This is a genomic window from Streptomyces sp. NPDC023527 (assembly GCF_055560115.1).
This window is the reverse complement of the sequence record NZ_JBVHJJ010000010.1, coordinates 192,042-207,057: the sequence shown is the minus strand read 5'-3', so window position 1 is coordinate 207,057 and position 15,016 is coordinate 192,042. Positions and strand designations below refer to the sequence as shown.

General features: G+C 73.4%; 15 protein-coding genes. 1 reads left to right on the top strand and 14 read right to left on the bottom strand.

The genetic code is table 11. The features are described from left to right. Nucleotides 1-79: 79 nt before the first annotated feature. The 12 genes from ACZ303_RS21175 to ACZ303_RS21120 all read right to left on the bottom strand — a co-directional run bounded on the left by ACZ303_RS21175 (nt 80) and on the right by ACZ303_RS21120 (nt 11,360). The gene (locus ACZ303_RS21175) at nt 80-1,327 is read right to left on the bottom strand and encodes an aspartate aminotransferase family protein (RefSeq protein WP_467341171.1); all 1,248 of its coding nucleotides are present in this window, start codon (nt 1,325-1,327) and stop codon (nt 80-82) included. Then, nucleotides 1,324-2,334, bottom strand: coding sequence for an SDR family oxidoreductase (locus ACZ303_RS21170; RefSeq protein WP_467341169.1), 1,011 nt, complete (start codon nt 2,332-2,334; stop codon nt 1,324-1,326). Before ACZ303_RS21170 ends, ACZ303_RS21175 begins: the two co-directional genes overlap by 4 nt. A gap of 45 nt (nt 2,335-2,379) precedes the next feature. Then, nucleotides 2,380-3,147: an SDR family oxidoreductase gene (locus tag ACZ303_RS21165; protein ID WP_467341167.1), complete on the bottom strand. Its 768-nt coding sequence runs from the start codon at nt 3,145-3,147 to the stop codon at nt 2,380-2,382. Continuing rightward, nucleotides 3,144-4,388 (bottom strand): beta-ketoacyl-[acyl-carrier-protein] synthase family protein, encoded by a 1,245-nt coding sequence (locus tag ACZ303_RS21160; RefSeq protein ID WP_467341165.1) that lies wholly within the window; start codon nt 4,386-4,388, stop codon nt 3,144-3,146. Before ACZ303_RS21160 ends, ACZ303_RS21165 begins: the two co-directional genes overlap by 4 nt. After that, on the bottom strand, nt 4,385-4,639 hold the full coding sequence (locus ACZ303_RS21155; RefSeq protein ID WP_467341164.1) for an acyl carrier protein: 255 nt from the start codon (nt 4,637-4,639) through the stop codon (nt 4,385-4,387). Before ACZ303_RS21155 ends, ACZ303_RS21160 begins: the two co-directional genes overlap by 4 nt. Before the next feature lie 43 nt (nt 4,640-4,682). Beyond that, nucleotides 4,683-5,402, bottom strand: a complete 720-nt coding sequence (locus ACZ303_RS21150) for an SDR family oxidoreductase (RefSeq protein WP_467341163.1) — start codon at nt 5,400-5,402, stop codon at nt 4,683-4,685. Continuing rightward, nucleotides 5,392-6,363 (bottom strand): ACP S-malonyltransferase, encoded by a 972-nt coding sequence (locus ACZ303_RS21145; protein ID WP_467341161.1) that lies wholly within the window; start codon nt 6,361-6,363, stop codon nt 5,392-5,394. Before ACZ303_RS21145 ends, ACZ303_RS21150 begins: the two co-directional genes overlap by 11 nt. Continuing rightward, the gene (locus ACZ303_RS21140; RefSeq protein WP_467341159.1) at nt 6,360-7,175 is read right to left on the bottom strand and encodes a MaoC family dehydratase; all 816 of its coding nucleotides are present in this window, start codon (nt 7,173-7,175) and stop codon (nt 6,360-6,362) included. Before ACZ303_RS21140 ends, ACZ303_RS21145 begins: the two co-directional genes overlap by 4 nt. 102 nt (nt 7,176-7,277) lie before the next feature. Continuing rightward, entirely contained in the window at nt 7,278-8,159 is an 882-nt protein-coding gene (locus tag ACZ303_RS21135; protein ID WP_467341157.1) for a class I SAM-dependent methyltransferase, read from the bottom strand. 108 nt (nt 8,160-8,267) lie between these two features. Then, complete coding sequence (locus ACZ303_RS21130; RefSeq protein ID WP_467341155.1) at nt 8,268-8,396, bottom strand: hypothetical protein; 129 nt, start codon at nt 8,394-8,396, stop codon at nt 8,268-8,270. A gap of 101 nt (nt 8,397-8,497) precedes the next feature. Next, entirely contained in the window at nt 8,498-9,148 is a 651-nt protein-coding gene (locus ACZ303_RS21125; protein ID WP_467341153.1) for a helix-turn-helix transcriptional regulator, read from the bottom strand. Between the two features lie 73 nt (nt 9,149-9,221). Then, nucleotides 9,222-11,360, bottom strand: a complete 2,139-nt coding sequence (locus tag ACZ303_RS21120) for an MMPL family transporter (protein ID WP_467341151.1) — start codon at nt 11,358-11,360, stop codon at nt 9,222-9,224. Between the two features lie 488 nt (nt 11,361-11,848). Here ACZ303_RS21120 and ACZ303_RS21115 point away from each other — a divergent pair, with 488 nt between their 5' ends. Further along, the gene (locus ACZ303_RS21115) at nt 11,849-13,234 is read left to right on the top strand and encodes a flavin monoamine oxidase family protein (protein ID WP_467341149.1); all 1,386 of its coding nucleotides are present in this window, start codon (nt 11,849-11,851) and stop codon (nt 13,232-13,234) included. Nucleotides 13,235-13,267: 33 nt separating this feature from the next. Here ACZ303_RS21115 and ACZ303_RS21110 read toward each other — a convergent pair whose 3' ends face one another. After that, nucleotides 13,268-14,185 carry an SDR family oxidoreductase gene (locus ACZ303_RS21110; protein WP_467341147.1) on the bottom strand — a complete coding sequence of 306 codons (918 nt, stop codon included), beginning with the start codon at nt 14,183-14,185 and terminating at the stop codon, nt 13,268-13,270. Between the two features lie 4 nt (nt 14,186-14,189). After that, nucleotides 14,190-14,972 carry an SDR family oxidoreductase gene (locus ACZ303_RS21105; RefSeq protein ID WP_467341146.1) on the bottom strand — a complete coding sequence of 261 codons (783 nt, stop codon included), beginning with the start codon at nt 14,970-14,972 and terminating at the stop codon, nt 14,190-14,192. Nucleotides 14,973-15,016 lie beyond the last annotated feature (44 nt).

Sequence of the window (15,016 nt, the reverse complement as noted above, 5' to 3'; positions counted from 1 at the left end):
GGCGGGTCGATAGGGGGTGTCCGGTGGGTCTGCGTGGGTGAAGGAGCGTCGCGACGCCGCGCAGGCCCACCGGACACCCCTAGGGGGCCGGGTGGCGGTGTCCGAGGGCGGTGGCGGCCGCGGCGACGGCGTCGCCGAGCCGGTCGAGTTCGCTGTCGCCGTAGAACACCGAGGGGGTGAAGCGGACGGTGCCGAGCGCGTTGGCGGTCGGGCAGACCACCACATCGTTCTCGAGGAGTTCGAGGACGAATTCACCGGCGTGGGAGTCGGCGGCGAACTCGACGCCGAAGAGGACGCCACGGCCGCGGATCTCCCTGACCAGGTGCCGGCATGCGGAGAGGCGGGTCTCCAGGATGTGGCGGAGGGAGGCTTCGAGCTTCCGGGCCCGGCCGGGTGCGTCCTCGCGCAGGACGGCCTCGACCGTGTGGCGGACCGCGACGGCGGCGAGCGGGCTGCCGCCGTAGGTGGAGGTGTGCAGGAGGGGGTCGTGGTTGAGGGGGGCGAAGACCTCCGGGGTGGCGATGACGGCGCCCACCGGGACGACCCCTCCCCCCAGCGCCTTGCCGCTGAGGAGGATGTCGGGGACCACGCCTTCGGCCTCGACGGCCCACATCTCCCCGGTCCGGCCGAGGCCGGTCTGGATCTCGTCGACGATGAGCAGGGCGCCGGCGCGGCGGCACGCCTGTGCGACGTCACGGAGATAGCCGGCGGGCGGGATGCGGACGCCCCCCTCGCCCTGGACGGGTTCGACGATGACGGCGGAGCGGTCGGTGAGCCGGGCGGCGAGGGCGGCGGCGTCACCGTAGGGCACGAAGTCCACCGGGCCGGGCAGGGGTTCGCAGGGGCGGCGGAAGGCGTCGCGGCCGGTGACGCTCAGGGCGCCCAGGGTCTTGCCGTGAAAGCCGCCGTGGGTGGAGACGACGTGGCTCCTGCCGTTCATCCGGGCGAGTTTGAGCGCGGTCTCGCAGGCTTCGGCCCCGGAGTTGGTGAGGTGGACGTATTCGAGACCGGGCGGACAGGCGGCGGCCAGCGTCCGCGCGGCGCGGGCCAGTTCCTCGTGGTAGACGAAGGGGCCGGTGAGGGACAGGTCGGCCAGCTGGGCGCGGACGGCGTCGACGACGGGCGGGTAGCCGTGGCCGAGCAGGAAGACACTGAAGCCGCCGCAGTCGAGGAGGGTCCGCCCGTCGGAGGTGTACAGGCGGGTGCCCTCGGCGCGGGTGACGACCGGCGCGGCCATCAGCTCGGCCAGCCGGGCGAGGCCGGAGTTGACGTGGCGGCGGTAGAGCGCGAGGACGTCGGCGCGGGGCAGGCGCTGCTCTTCCGTCATACGAGTGCCTCCCGGGGGCTGAGGCGGACGCGCTCTCCCCAGTAGGCGAGGGAGGCGTCCAGAGCGGCGGAGAGGTCGGGGGGCCCGCCCGGGAGGGGCGGGCCGGCGTCGGTGGTGGGCAGTCGGCGGTCGGTGGTCAGCGGGCCGAGGATGTCGGTGAACAGCTCCAGCCGTTTGCGGACATCGGCGGTGAGCCGGTCGCCGAAGGCGGGCAGGACCAGCCGGTGGATCATCTCGGAGTCGACCATGCGGGGGACGGTCACCTTCCAGCCCCGGCCGCGGGCGTAGGCGGCGCACCGCTCGGTGAACTGCTCGATGCTCAGCGCCCGTTCGCCGGCGGTGATCCAGTGCTCGCCGCGGGCGCCGGCCCCGATCAGCGCGGCGGCCCGGGCGGCGGCATGGTCGCGGGGCAGGAAGTCGATGAAGGAGCCGGGGGCCACGGGGATGAGATGGGCCTCCCCGGTGACCAGGTGTTTCATCGCGGCGTAGATGCCTTGGAAGCGCGGGGTGGAGCCGGTCGCGCTGTGGCCGATCACCAGCGACATGCGCAGGATCGACCACGGGACGGTGGCGGCGCGTACGAGCTGTTCGGCGGCCTGTTTGGACTCGCGGTAGGGACGTGAGCGCCCGGTGGTCGCGCTGCCGGGGCGCCTCTGTACGTAGATGGTGCTGATGAGGTGGAAGGGGACGCCGGCTTCCTCGGCCAGGCGCAGGGCGTGGGCGGTTCCCTCGGCGTTCACCCGGTGGATGTCGGCCGCGGACCGGGTGAAGGAGGTGATGGCCGCGCTGTGGACGACCCCGCCGATCCGGCCGACGAGGCGCCGGTGGACGGCGGGCGCCAGGCCGAGGGCGGGGGCGGTGACGTCGCCGGCGAGCAGTTCCACGTCGCCGGGCGGGCGGTGGCCCCCGTGGCGGACGAGGCCGATGACCGCGTGGCGCGGGAATGCCTCGATCAGGCTCTGCCCGACGACTCCGGCGGCTCCGGTGACGAGATAGGGGTGGGGCATGGCTGGTGTCCTTTGCGCGTCGGGTGCGTCGGGCCCATAGGGGTCTCACATCAGCAGGGAGTAGCCACCGTCGAGTACGACCGTCTGACCGGTGATCATCCGCGCCTGGTCGGAGAGGAGGAAGGAGGCGAGGGCGCCGACGTCGTCGGGGTGGGTCAGGCGGCCGGCCGGGGTGCGGGCCAGGGCCGTCTCGAAGAGTTCGGAGTGCCAGGGGAAGTCACGGGCGGCGTCGGTGTCGACCAGGCCCGGGGTGACCGCGTTGACGCGGCAGCCCGGGGCGAGTTCGACGGCGAGGTAGCGCACCAGGGACTCCTGGGCGGCCTTCGCCGCGGCCAGCAGGCCGTAGGCGTGGGGCAGGACGCGGCTGGCGCCCAGGCTGGAGACGGCGAGGACGGCCCGTAGCCCGGGCGCCGACTGCACCAGGCGCAGGAAGGTACGGGCGTGGGTCTCGATCGCCCAGTCCCAGTGGCTGCGGCGGGTGTCGACGAGGGAGCGCTCCACCCCGGTGCCGGCGTTGGAGACCAGCAGGGTGGGGGCGCCGAGTTCCTCGGTGACCCAGTCGACGACCTTGACGGGGACGTCGCTGTCGCTGTCGCCGAAGAAGGCGCGGCGGGCGCAGGCCCGTGCCCCGAGCTTCCTTAGCTCCTCGACGGTGTGCTCCGCCGATTGCCGGTCGCGGAGGTAGGTGACGGCCACATCGGCTCCGTCGGCGGCCAGCCGGCGGGCGATTCCGCCGCCGATGCCCTTGGTGCCGCCGGTGACGAGGGCCACCTGTCCCGCGAACGGCCCGGGCCGGGGGTCCGTGGCGCTCATGTCCGGGGAGTGGCCAGGGCGAGGGAGCAATTGACACCTCCGAGCGCGAACGAATTGCTGAGGGCGAGTGCGGCGTCCGCGCTCCTGGCCCGGTCGGGGATCACATCGAGGTCGCAGTCCGGGTCTGGGCGGGTGCGGTTGGCGGTGGGCGGCAGGGTGCGGCGGTCGAGGGCGAGGGCGGTCGCGGCCGCCTCGGTCGCCGCGGTGGCTCCCATGAGGTGGCCGTGCAGGGATTTGGTGGAGGAGACCGGGGGCATCCGGGCGCCCATGAGCTCACGGATGGCCCGCACCTCGCAGGCGTCGCCGGCCGGGGTGCCGGCCGCGTGCGCGTTGATGTACCCGACGTCTGCGGGCGGCCGGCCGGCCATGTCGAGGGCCCGGGCCATGGCGGTCAGGGCGCCCCGGGCGTCGGGGCGGGGCCGGGAGAGGTTGTGGGCGTCGGCCGTGTGACCGTAGCCGACGAGCTCGGCGTAGACATGGGCGCCGCGGGCTCGGGCGTGCTCCAGCTCCTCCAGGGCCAGGACCGTGGCGCCCTCGCTCATGACGATGCCGTCGCGGGTGGCGTCGAAGGGCCGGCAGGCGCGGGCGGGGTCGCCGTCGTGGGTGGACAGGACGCGGGCGCGGGCGAAGGTGCTCAGCGCGATGGGATTCAGGGGCGCGTCGCAGCCACCGGCGAGGACGATGTCGGCACTGTCGTGGCGGATGAGGTCCATGGCGCGCGAGAGGGCGTGGCCGGAGGCGGCGCAGCCGGTGGTGGGACACTCCAGGGCGCCCATGAAGCCGTAGCGCATCGAGACGAGGCCGGCCGCCACCGTGGGCATCATGGCCATGCTGGTGGTGGGCGAGACGGCGCGCCAGCCGCGTTCGGCGAGCACGGCCGCTTCGGCGGCGATGCGTTCCATCCCCGCGTAGGCCGTGGCGATGACGACCGCGGAGCGGAAGGGGTCGGCCTCGGTGCCGGTCAGTCCGGCGTCCTCCATGGCCAGGGCGGCGGCGATGACGCCCAGTTGGGCGAAGCGCTCGGCACGGCGCTGGACGTGGCCGTCGAGGTGTTCCTCGGGAAGGTCTCGGACTTCGCCGGCGGCGGTGACGGGAAAGCCCGGGAGGGAGAAGCGGGTGAGGGGGCCGATGCCGGGGCGCCCCTCCCACAACGACTCCTCGAACGCCTTCACGCCGGTGCCGATGGGCGTGACGGGGCCGATGCCGGTGACGGCGACGCGGCGGAGGGCGGGGCGGGTCATGAGCGTTCCAGCAAGCCGGTGAAGCGGTCGATGACCCCCTGGACGACGAACATCTCCTGGAGGTCCGTGTCGGACACGGTCAGATCGTGGCGCTCCTCCAGGATGGCGACGGCGCTCATGAGGTCCACCGAGTCGAGTCCGAGGTCGTCGAAGAGGTGCGCCTGGGGGGTGATCAGTTCGGCGGGTACGGCGAAGCGGTCGGTGAGCAGGCTGCGCAGCTCGTGCTCCACGGTGTCCCTGGTGCTCTTCACGGGTGTTCTCCTCAAAGGGTCGGTGCGGGTTCGGCGGCCGTGGTCACAGGCCGCCGTCGACGTTGATGAGCTGTCCGGTCACGGACGGGGTGGCCACGCAGTAGCGGACGGCCGAGGCCACGTCCTCGGGGCGCACGAGGGCTCCCGTCGCGGTGAGTTCGCGGTACCGCGCGCGGGCGGGTCCGGTCACCTCCGCGGTGAGGCTGGAGTCGACGAGGCCGGGCGCCACCACGTTGGCGGTGATGCCGTGCCGGCCGCTCTCCCGGGCGACGGAACGGGTCAGGCCCAGCAGACCGGCCTTCGCGGCCGCGTAGTTGGCCTGGCCGGGCAGGCCGAGGGCGGCGCCGGCCGAGCCGATGCTGACGATCCGCCCGTACCGCTCGCTGATCATGGCGGGCAGGGCCTGGCGTACGCAGCGGAAGGCGCCGGTGAGGTGGGTGAGGAGGACGTCGTCCCAGTCCTCGTCGCGCATGCGCAGGGCGGGCCGGTCGCGCAGGGTGCCCGCGGCGTTGACGAGGACCGTCACGGGTCCGAGGGAGTCGGCCGCGCGGCGGAAGGCGGCGCGTATCGAGGCGGGGTCGCGCACGTCGAGGGGCAGTGCCACGGCGGCGGGCAGGGAATCCGCCAGCGTCCGGCCTGCGCTCTCCCCGCCGCGGTAGCAGACCGCGACACGGAGGCCGTCGGCGGCGAGGGCCCGGGCGGTGGCGCCGCCGATGGCGCCGCTGGCACCGGTGACGAGGGCGACGCGGGGGTCAGGAGCCATGGGGCGCCCCCGCGTCGGTGGGGCGGTCCGCGGACCGGCCGGGTGCGAAGGGCCGGGGCGTGCGGGCCTCGGCGTCCTGGGAGACCAGGCGCAGGTCGGGCCGGAGGTCCGGGAGCGTCTCGCGGACGAGTCCGAGGAGGCGGGCGGGCGATCCGGGGCCGAGCTCGGTGAAGGCCCGGTGACCGTCGGCGGCCGCCGAACGGACCGCGGCCTGGAAGTCCACGGTCCGGGTCATGCCCGTCACCAGGAGGTCCTTGATCCGCGCCGGGTCGGTGGTGGCGGTGGCCGTGACGCAGGAGTACAGGGGGGCGGCGGGCGGGCGGAGTTCGACGTCTCGGAGGGCATCGCGCAGTTCGGCCGCGGCGGGCAGCATCATCGCGGTGTGGGCGGCGTAGGGAACGCGCAGGGTGCGCGTGCGGTAGGCGCCGCGGGCGCGGCAGGCGCGGTCGGCTTCTTCGAGGGCCGTGTGCTGCCCGGCGAGTACGGTCTGGCCGGGGCTGTTGATGTTGGAGACGGACAGGACGCCGCCGCGGCGGGCGATGTCGGCGCAGACGGCGCGGACCTCGGCGCCCGACAGGCCGAGGACGGCGAGCATGCCGGTGCCGGTGTCCGCGCAGCGGGCCATGGCCCGCGCGCGGCGGGCGGTGAGGAGCAGCCCCTTCTCGAACGGCAGGGCGCCGACGGCGGTGAGGGCGGCGAACTCGCCGAAGCTGTGGCCGATGACCGCCTCGGGCGGTGGCCCGTGGCGCAGCAGCGACCTGGCGGCGGCGACGCCGACGAGGAAGAGGGCGGGCTGGACGGTCACCGGGTCCCCGTCGGGCGGCGCGTCCCCGAGGCAGATGTCGCTCAGGTCGGTGCCGAGCAGGTCGCGCGCGGCGCGCAGGAGGGCGGGGGCCTCGTCGAACCCGGCCGCCATGCGGGGCCGTTGGGCTCCCTGGCCGGGGAAGACCCAGACGGTCATGATTCCTCCTGTGATCCGGGCGCACCCCAGGCCGCTTTGAGGACGCACCGCCCTTCGACGTGGACGTCGAAGCGGCCCGCCGCACGGTGGTCGGCGCGTACGGCGATGTCGAGCCGGTCCCCGGGGTGGACGGGCCGGCAGAAGCGGGCACGCAGGTGGGGCAGGCACATGTCCTCGCCGTCGAAGAGGCGGGCGGCCAGGGAGTGTGTGGTGAGGTGGAGGGTCGCCATGCCGTGCACGACGGCCCGGGGCAGGCCGGCCCGGCGGGCCGCGCCGTCGCCGAGGTGGATCGGGTTGTGGTCGCCGCTGGCACGGGCGTAGCGGTGGGCCAGGTCGGCGGGGACGTGTTCGTGCCAGGTCGAGGCGGTGGTGCGGCCGGGCGGCAAGGGGGCGGCGGCCAGCCGGGGCGCGCCCCGGGCGGGGCCGGTGGCCAGCGTCGTGCGGAGGTCGGCGACGCGCTCGCCGGCGGTGTCGTGGACGAGGGTCCGGACGGTGACGGCGTGCTGGAATCCGTAGGTGCCCTCGGCCTCCACGGTCGCCGTCACCGAGGTCCGCTCGTCGGGGAGCAGCCTGCGGTACAGGTGCAGGTGCTGCTCGGTGTGGCGCAGTCGCGGCGGATCGGGCGCGGGGTGCGGGGCGCCGGGGCCGGTGAGGGCCGCGGTGACGGCCCGGGGCAGCACGCGCACCACGTAGAAGGCGGGGACGGGGGTCGCCGGGAGGTTCAGGCAGGAGGCGAAGTGACGGATGTCGTGCGCGCCCGCCCTGAAGGGGAACGGTGCGGTGGTGCGCGTGCTCGGCGTCCGCGGCTTCACGCTTCGCCCCTCTCGACCATGGGTCAGTGAGCCTAGGGAACGCGCACCGAATTCAACCATCCCGGAATTCCGTAGGAAGTTTTCGGGGAATTCCCCAGGGTGTCAGCGAGCTGTCCGCGCGGTGACGAGGGCGGGCTTGACAGCGCCGTCGAGATATTCCTGGCGGGCGGCGGCGAGGGTGGCGAGGAGGGTCTCCGATTCGGCGTCGCCGAATATCTCCGCGACATCTCCGCAGAACAGTCTCATCACCTTCAGACGGTCGCGCAGCAGGGCGCCGGCCCAGTCGGTGAGGTCGCGTATCTCCGTGTCGTGGAACCCGGCCGCCGCGAGTTGACGGAGGCGTTCGGGCTCCTCGGTGAGGAAGAAGATGTCCGGTGGGTGGTGGCGGCGGAATTCCGGGGACGGGGTGCGGCCGGGGCGGAGCAGGCTCGCCTCCTCCGTCATGACGAGCAGGCCGCCGGGGCGCAGCACACGGGCGGTCTCGGCGAAGACGTCCGGAACGTCGGCGAAGTGGGGCAGGGAGCCGGTGCACACGACGGCGTCCAGGCTTCCGGTGCGCAGCGGCAGGGCCCGGACGTCGGCCTGGACCGGCAGGACGGGTGACCCGGAGGCGGCCGCGATGCGGGCGCACAGGCGGACGTGGTCGGCGACGATGTCGATGCCGACGGGGGTGTCGACGACGCGGCCGCGGGCGCGCAGACCGTCGGTGAGGTGGCGGAGCACGCCACCGAAACCGCAGCCCAGTTCGGCGAGCGCGATGCGGCTGCCGGGCGGGAACGCGCGGGTGAGCGCGTCGATGACGAGGTCGCAGCCGGGGGCACCGAAGTGGCCGAGCTGGTCGAAGCCCAGCGCGCGGGCGCGGGCGGCGTCGCCGGCCACGTTGAGGACGCCGGCGAAGGAGCGGTCCCAGTCGTGCAGGGCGTGGAAGATCTCGCGGTGGTAGTCGCCCTGGGCCCGGCGCTGATCAGCGGTGTTCTTCCGCATGGCGGCTCCCGGTGGGTTATGCGGGCAAGGGGGTGGGAACAAGGCGGCGTGCGCCCGTTCCCCGTCGTGCGACGGGGAACGGGCGCACGCCTCGGTGGTGCGTCGCGATTACTCGAACTCGACGTCGGAGATGTCGAGGGAGCTGCTGGACGTAGTGGTCGTGCAGCCTTCTTCCACGCTGATGCTCTCAAGGCTGGATACCTGCTCGTCGACAATCTCGAACTTGATGTCTGCCATGTAAATACGCCTCCTGTGAGTGTTTCTTGAGGGTGCGTCACCACATTAGGAGAGCGCCGCACGGAAGGCATCACGGATTGCCGTGGGAAAGGGTCAGGGGATTATGCGAGGCCGAATACGGTGGCGCGCTCGACCACTTCGAGCCGGTTACGGGCGCTGAACTTGGCCAGCAGATGCCGCATATGGTATTCGACGGTGTTCTCGGTGACGAAGAGCGCGTCGGCGATCTCGCGGTTGCGCAGGCCGCGGGTGAGGAGCTCCAGGACGTCGCGTTCCCGGCGGGTGAGGTGGGGCGCGGGGCCCGTGGCCCGCTCGCGGAGCGCGTCGCTGAAGACGCGGTCCATCACGTTGACCTCAAGGGAGCGGGCGGCGCTCAGGGCGGCGGACGCCCGCTTGAGGCTAATCGTTTCTTCTAAGTAGACCTGACAGCCCCGGCGCATCCACCGGTCGCACCGGCGCCAGTCGCGCCGCTTGCCGAGCACCGCCAGCCGCACGCCCTCGCGCACCGCCCGCACACCGGCGATCGTGCTCTGGATGTCGCCGTCGTCCAGCTCCCGTCCGGCCAGGATCCACTCCGCGCGACGGGTGTGGACGGCGGACATCAGCTCGTCGCGCTCGGTACAGCGGTAGACCCCCACCCCGTCCGCTCGCTGGAACCGCCCCACGGGCATGGCCGACCAGGACCCGACGAGGATGACGTGGCAGTCCACCGCGTGGTACGCGGACGACGGATTCGTCAGGGCGCTCGGCATGGTTCGTATCACAACAATCCCCCCGAAGAGAAACAGAGTGCGCATGGTTCGGTGCCTCGCGGTGCTGTGTGATTCAGCCCTCCCCCTTGATCCCGACGCGTGCGTGCAGGCGGCGGAGCCAGGGCGGTGCCCACCAGTTCGCCCGGCCCATGACCACCATGAACGCGGGCACGAGTACGCCGCGGATCAGTACGGCGTCCACCAGGACGGCGAGGAACATGCCGAGGCCCAGCAGTTTGAGCACCGAGATACCGGAACTGGCGAGTGCGAGCAGCACTCCTCCGATCAGGAGGGCCGCCGCCGTGATGATCGAACCCGTTCTGCCGACACCCTCGATCACGGCACGGGTGTTGTCCCCGTGCAGGGAGTAGTACTCACGGATCCGTGACATCAGGAAGATCTCGTAGTCCATCGACAGGCCGAACGCGGCACAGAACATCAGCACCGGGACCGTCACGTCGAGGTACCCCGTCGAGACGAAGTCGCCGACCAGCCACTTGAGATGGCCGTCCTGGAAGATGTAGACCATCGCGCCGAAGGACGCCGACAGGCTGAGCGTGTTGAAGAGGAGGGCCTTCAGCGGCACGAGCAGGCTGCCGGTGAAGAGCAGCAGGAGCGTGAACATCAGCAGGACGATCAGGCCGATGGCGTACGGCAGCCGCTCGCCTATCACCGCCTTGGTGTCGGCGAAGAGGGCGGACTCGCCCGCGACCAACCGCTCTCCCGGGCCGGGGGCCGACCGGATGTGCCGGACCACCCCCTCGCTGCGGGGCGAGAACGCGCTGTCCTCGGGTACGACCATGAGCCGGGTGACGCCGTCGCGCGCGTACGCCTCAAGGGGCAGCGGGGCCTCGCCCGTTCTCCTGCCGTTCTCGTAGCGGCCGGGGACGCCCGTGACGTACGCGACGCCGTCGACGCGCGACACCTGCCGGAGGTAGGTGTCGTCGGTGGCCGGCGGCCCCTCCCGGATGATCACCTGGATGGGGTTGAGCGCACCCTTGTCGAAGTCGCGTTCGATCAGGCGGGCGGTGCGGTTCGCCTGGGCGCCGACAGGCAGCACCCGCTCGTCGGTCAGCCCGAAGGAGGCCTGGGTGAAGGGCAGCCCGAGGAACACCAGCAGCACGGCGACGGGCGCGGCGACGGCCAGCGGACGGCGGGCGACGCGCGCCGCCACGCGCGACCACCACGACCGGTCGGGCCCCTCGGACGGCCGGTGGCCGAGCCGGCGCAGCAGTGGGGTGATGTTCCCCGCGTCCAGCCACCGGCCCGCGGCCAGCAGAGCGGCCGGCAGTACGGTGACGGCCGCGACGCCGACGCCGAGCACGGCGGGGATGGCCGCGTAGGCCAGGGAGCGCAGGAAGTACAGGGGGAACAGGAGCAGAGCGCTCAGGCACAGGGCCACCGTCAGCGCGGAGAAGAACACCGTCCGCCCGGCGGTGCGCACCGCGGTGATCGCCGCGTCGTGGTCGTTCTTCCCCTTGGCCGTCTCCTCACGGAAGCGCATCAGGAGGAAGAGGCTGTAGTCGATGGCCAGGCCGAGCCCCAGAGCGGTCGTCAGGTTGAGCGCGAAGACCGACACATCGGTGAACTCGGTGACCAGCCGCAGGATGGCGAGGGTCAGGACGACCCCGATCACGCCGATCGCGAAGGGCAGCAGCGCGGACAGAGGCGTGCGGAAGACCATGAGGAGGACGAACAGGACCAGGGGAGCGGCGAACAGCTCCGCCGTCATCAGGTCCTTGTCACTCTGCTCCTGCACCTCGGCGTTGGTCTCCGCCTCACCGGTGGCCGAGACCTCGAAGGGAGGGTGACGGCCGGTCAGGCCCGGCACGATCCGCTTGGCCGTCCGCTGCGCCTGGTCGTCGTCCCCGGCCAGCCGCACCGCCACGAGGGCGGAGCGGCCGTCGCCGGAGCGCATCAGCGGATCGCCGGTGGTCCACGGGGACTGGGCCGAGACCACGCCCGGCTGCCGCTGGAGATTCCGGAGGTAGGCGGTGCCGGCGCGGGTCACCCGCTCGCTGTCCACCTTCTCGTCGGCGCGCAGCAGGAGCACCACATGGGGGCGGTCCACGGAGAACTTGGTGCTCAGCTCCCGCTGAGCCACGCGCTGTTCGGCGGTCGTGGCCGCGTACCCGCCGTTGGAGAGCCGTTCGACGGCTCCCGAGCCGTACCACCCGGCGAGCACCACGAAGAGCAGTGTCGAGACGAGCACGGCCCGGCGGCGTCGCAGAGTGAACTCCGCGATTCCTTCGAGAACGGTTCGGTCCCGCCGGGCGGCGGAACAGCCGTCTGACGCCCCCAAGGGCCCCCCTCCCCAGCCATGGACTGGCGGTCGATCCGGCGCCCGGCCGCACGGAACTGCCCGGAGCGGCCGGCACTTCGGGGACCAATTATACATACACGCATGTATGATCTTGGGTTCCGTCATGCGTTGCCACGGAGAACCGGAGTGCTCATCGTGCCGTCCGCCCGGGCGTTATGGAACGCGGGAACCGGCCTGTTGACCGGACCTGTTGACCGCCGGCGCCCCGCCGCCCATCATGAGCGGCGTCACCGCACACAGCGGGTCAGCGCCGGCATGGTGGATGGATGCGCTGGCCGAGTCCTTCCGACTCCTCCTGCGCGCGGCGCCGCCCGGCTCCCCTCGTCGGGCGGCGCGGCGCCGGGCAGGGGCCGGATCCGTCTCGCCCAGGAGCCCCCATGCCTCACCGTCCCGCACCCCGTCCCCTCTCCGGCAGTGCCGACGTCGTCGTCGTGGGCGCCGGGATCGCCGGTCTCGCCTGTGCTCGCGCGCTGGAACGGCGCGGCATGCGCACCGTCGTCCTGGAAGCCCGCGACCGTGTCGGGGGCCGCGTGCTCAGCGTCCGCGTCGGCGGCCATCTCGTCGAACTCGGTGGCCAGTTCCTCGGCCCCGGACAGCACCGCGCCTACGCCCTCGCGGCCGAACTCGGCGCGCACACGCTCCCCACCCACACCACGGGCCATCACCTCGTCGAGGACACCCGGCGCCGGCCGCGGCGCTACAGAGGGTCCGTTCCCGCCTGCCCCCCGCACGCCCTGGCGGACATCGCCGCGGCCCTGCGCAAGTTCGAACGGCTGGCCCGCACCGTCGACCCCGAAGCACCCTGGCACACACCGGGCGCGTCGGAGCTCGACGCCGTCACCCTGGCGAGCTGGATCCGCGGCAACGTCCGCACCGCCCGCGGACGGCGTCTGTTCACGCTCGCCTGCGAGGCCGTCTGGTCCGGCCATCCGGCCGAACTCTCCCTCTTGCACGCCTTGTTCTACGCCCGGGCCGCCGGTGACTTCGACTCGCTCCTGAGCACCGAGGGCGGTGCCCAGCAGGACCACATCATCGAGGGCGCCCACGCGCTGGCCGCCCGCATGGCCGCACAGCTCACCGGCCGCGTGCACCTGGGGTCCGCCGTCCACACCATCACCCGGCACGCCGGATCGGTCGGCGTCCGGACGGCGGACGGCGCCCTCTGGCGCGCCGGGCACGCCGTGGTCGCCGTCCCGCCCACGCTCGCCGGCCGGATCCGCTACGACCCCCCGCTGCCCGCGGAACGGGACGCGCTCACCCAGCGCCTGCCGATGGGCAGCGTCATCAAGTGCGTGGCCGTCCACCCCGAACCCTTCTGGCGGGACCAGGGCTTCAGCGGCCAGGTCACGAGTCTGCGCGGACCGATGACGGTCGTCTTCGACAGCAGCCCCGCGGACGGCTCCTGCGGTGTGCTGGCCGGCTTCGTCGAGGGACCCGCCGCCCGGGCCCACGCCCGTCTCTCCGCCACCGCCCGCCGCGCCGCGGTCACCACCCAGGCCGCCCGTCTCTTCGGCGCCCGCGCCGCCGCGCCGCGGCACTACGCGGAGAAGGACTGGACGGCCGAGGAGTGGACCCGCGGCGGATACGCCGCGCTCTTCCCTCCCGGCGCCTGGACCGGTCCGGGACCCGCCCTGCGGCGGCCGGTGGGCCGTATCCACTGGGCGGGTACGGAGACGGCCACCCGCTGGTGCGGTTACATCGAGGGCGCCCTGCACTCCGCGGACCGGGTCACCCGCGAGATCATCGGAGGGGCGGCCGGGTGAGCGGGTGGTGACGGGCGCGCGGACGCCGGAGGGTCACGTGGCCCGCGGAGCGCCGTACACCGGTCCCGCCTCCCGTGCGCGCCTCAGCAGTCCGCGCACCTCCTTCCCCACCTCCCGCGGCGCCCAGCGCTCCGCCTTGTCCGTCGTGGGTCCGCGTCGCCAGCCCTCCATGACCGTGATGCGGCCTCCCTCCGCCTCGAAGACGCGGCCCGTGACACCGGCCGAGTCCGCCGACGCGAGCCATACGACCAGCGGGGAGACGTTCCCGGGCGCCATCGCGTCGAAGCCGCTCTCCGGTGCCGTCATCGTGGCGGCGAAGGTCTGCTCGGTCATGCGGGTGCGGGCGGCCGGGGCGACGGCGTTGGCCTGGACGCCGTAGCGGGCGAGTTCGGCGGCGGCGACGAGGGTGAGGGCGACGATCCCGGCCTTGGCGGCGGCGTAGTTCGCCTGGCCGACGCTGCCCAGCAGGCCCGCGCCGGAGGTGGTGTTGACGATCCGGGCCTCGGGCGTACGGCCGGCCTTCGCCTCGGCGCGCCAGTGCGCGGCGGCGTGCCGCAGGGGCAGGAAGTGGCCCTTGAGGTGGACGCGGACGACGGCGTCCCAGTCGTCCTCGCCGAGGTTGACGAGCATGCGGTCGCGCAGGAAGCCGGCGTTGTTGACGAGGGCGTCCAGGCGGCCGTACGCGTCCAGGGCGGTGGTGACGAGGGAGGCCGCGCCCTCGGTGGTGGCGATGTCGCCGTGGTGGGCGACGGCCTCGCCGCCCAGCGCGGTGATCTCGTCGGCCACCCGCCGGGCCGGGCCCGCCGAGCCTCCCCCGCCGTCGGGGCCGACGCCGAGGTCGTTGACGACCAGCCGCGTCCCCTCGGCCGCGAGGGCGAGCGCGTGCGCGCGGCCGAGGCCGCGGCCGGCGCCCGTGACGACGGCGACCCGTCCGGTGCGGTTTCCGGTCATGCGCTCACTCCTCATGATGGGCGGAGGCCGCGTCGAGGAAGGCCGGGCGCTCCCCGCCGCCGTGGACGAGCAGGCCGGCACCGGTGATGTAGGCGGCTTCCTCGGAGGCGAGGAAGACCGCGGCGGCGCCGATCTCGTCGGGCTCGGCGAGGCGGCCGGCGGGCACGGTCCGGGCGACGGCGGCGACGCCGTCCGCGTCGCCGTAGTGGAGGTGGGCCGACTCGGTGCGCACCATGCCGAGGACGAGGGTGTTGACGCGTATCGCGGGGGCCCATTCGACGGCCATGGTGCGGGCGAGGTGCTCCAGTCCGGCCTTGGCCGCGCCGTAGGCGGCGGTGCCGGGCGAGGGGCGGGTGCCGCTGACGCTGCCGATCATCAGGATGCTGCCTCCGGAGGACTGTTCGCGCATGTGGTGGTACGCGGCGAGGGAGGTGGTCAGCGGCGCGGTGAGGTTGAGGTCCAGGATGCGCGCGTGGCTCGCCGCGTCCGCCGTGCCCAGTGGCCGGAAGGGCGTGCCCCCGGCGTTGTTGACCAGCACGTCCAGGTGCCCGTACGCCGCCACGACCTCGGCGAGCACGGTCCGTACGGCCGCCGCGTCCCGCACGTCGACCGGCAGGAAGCGGGCCGTTCGTCCTCCCGCCGTGACCGGCGATCCGGGTGGCCGGCGGGCGCAGACGACGACGTGGGCGCCGGTGCGCAGGAACGCCCGGGCGATGCCCGCGCCGACGCCGCGCGTCCCGCCGGTGATGACGGCGACCCGGTCGCACGAGCCCTCGGGACTGCCCACTGGCCACCTCCCGTGGTGGTCGATCCGCTGCTACCTTCACACCT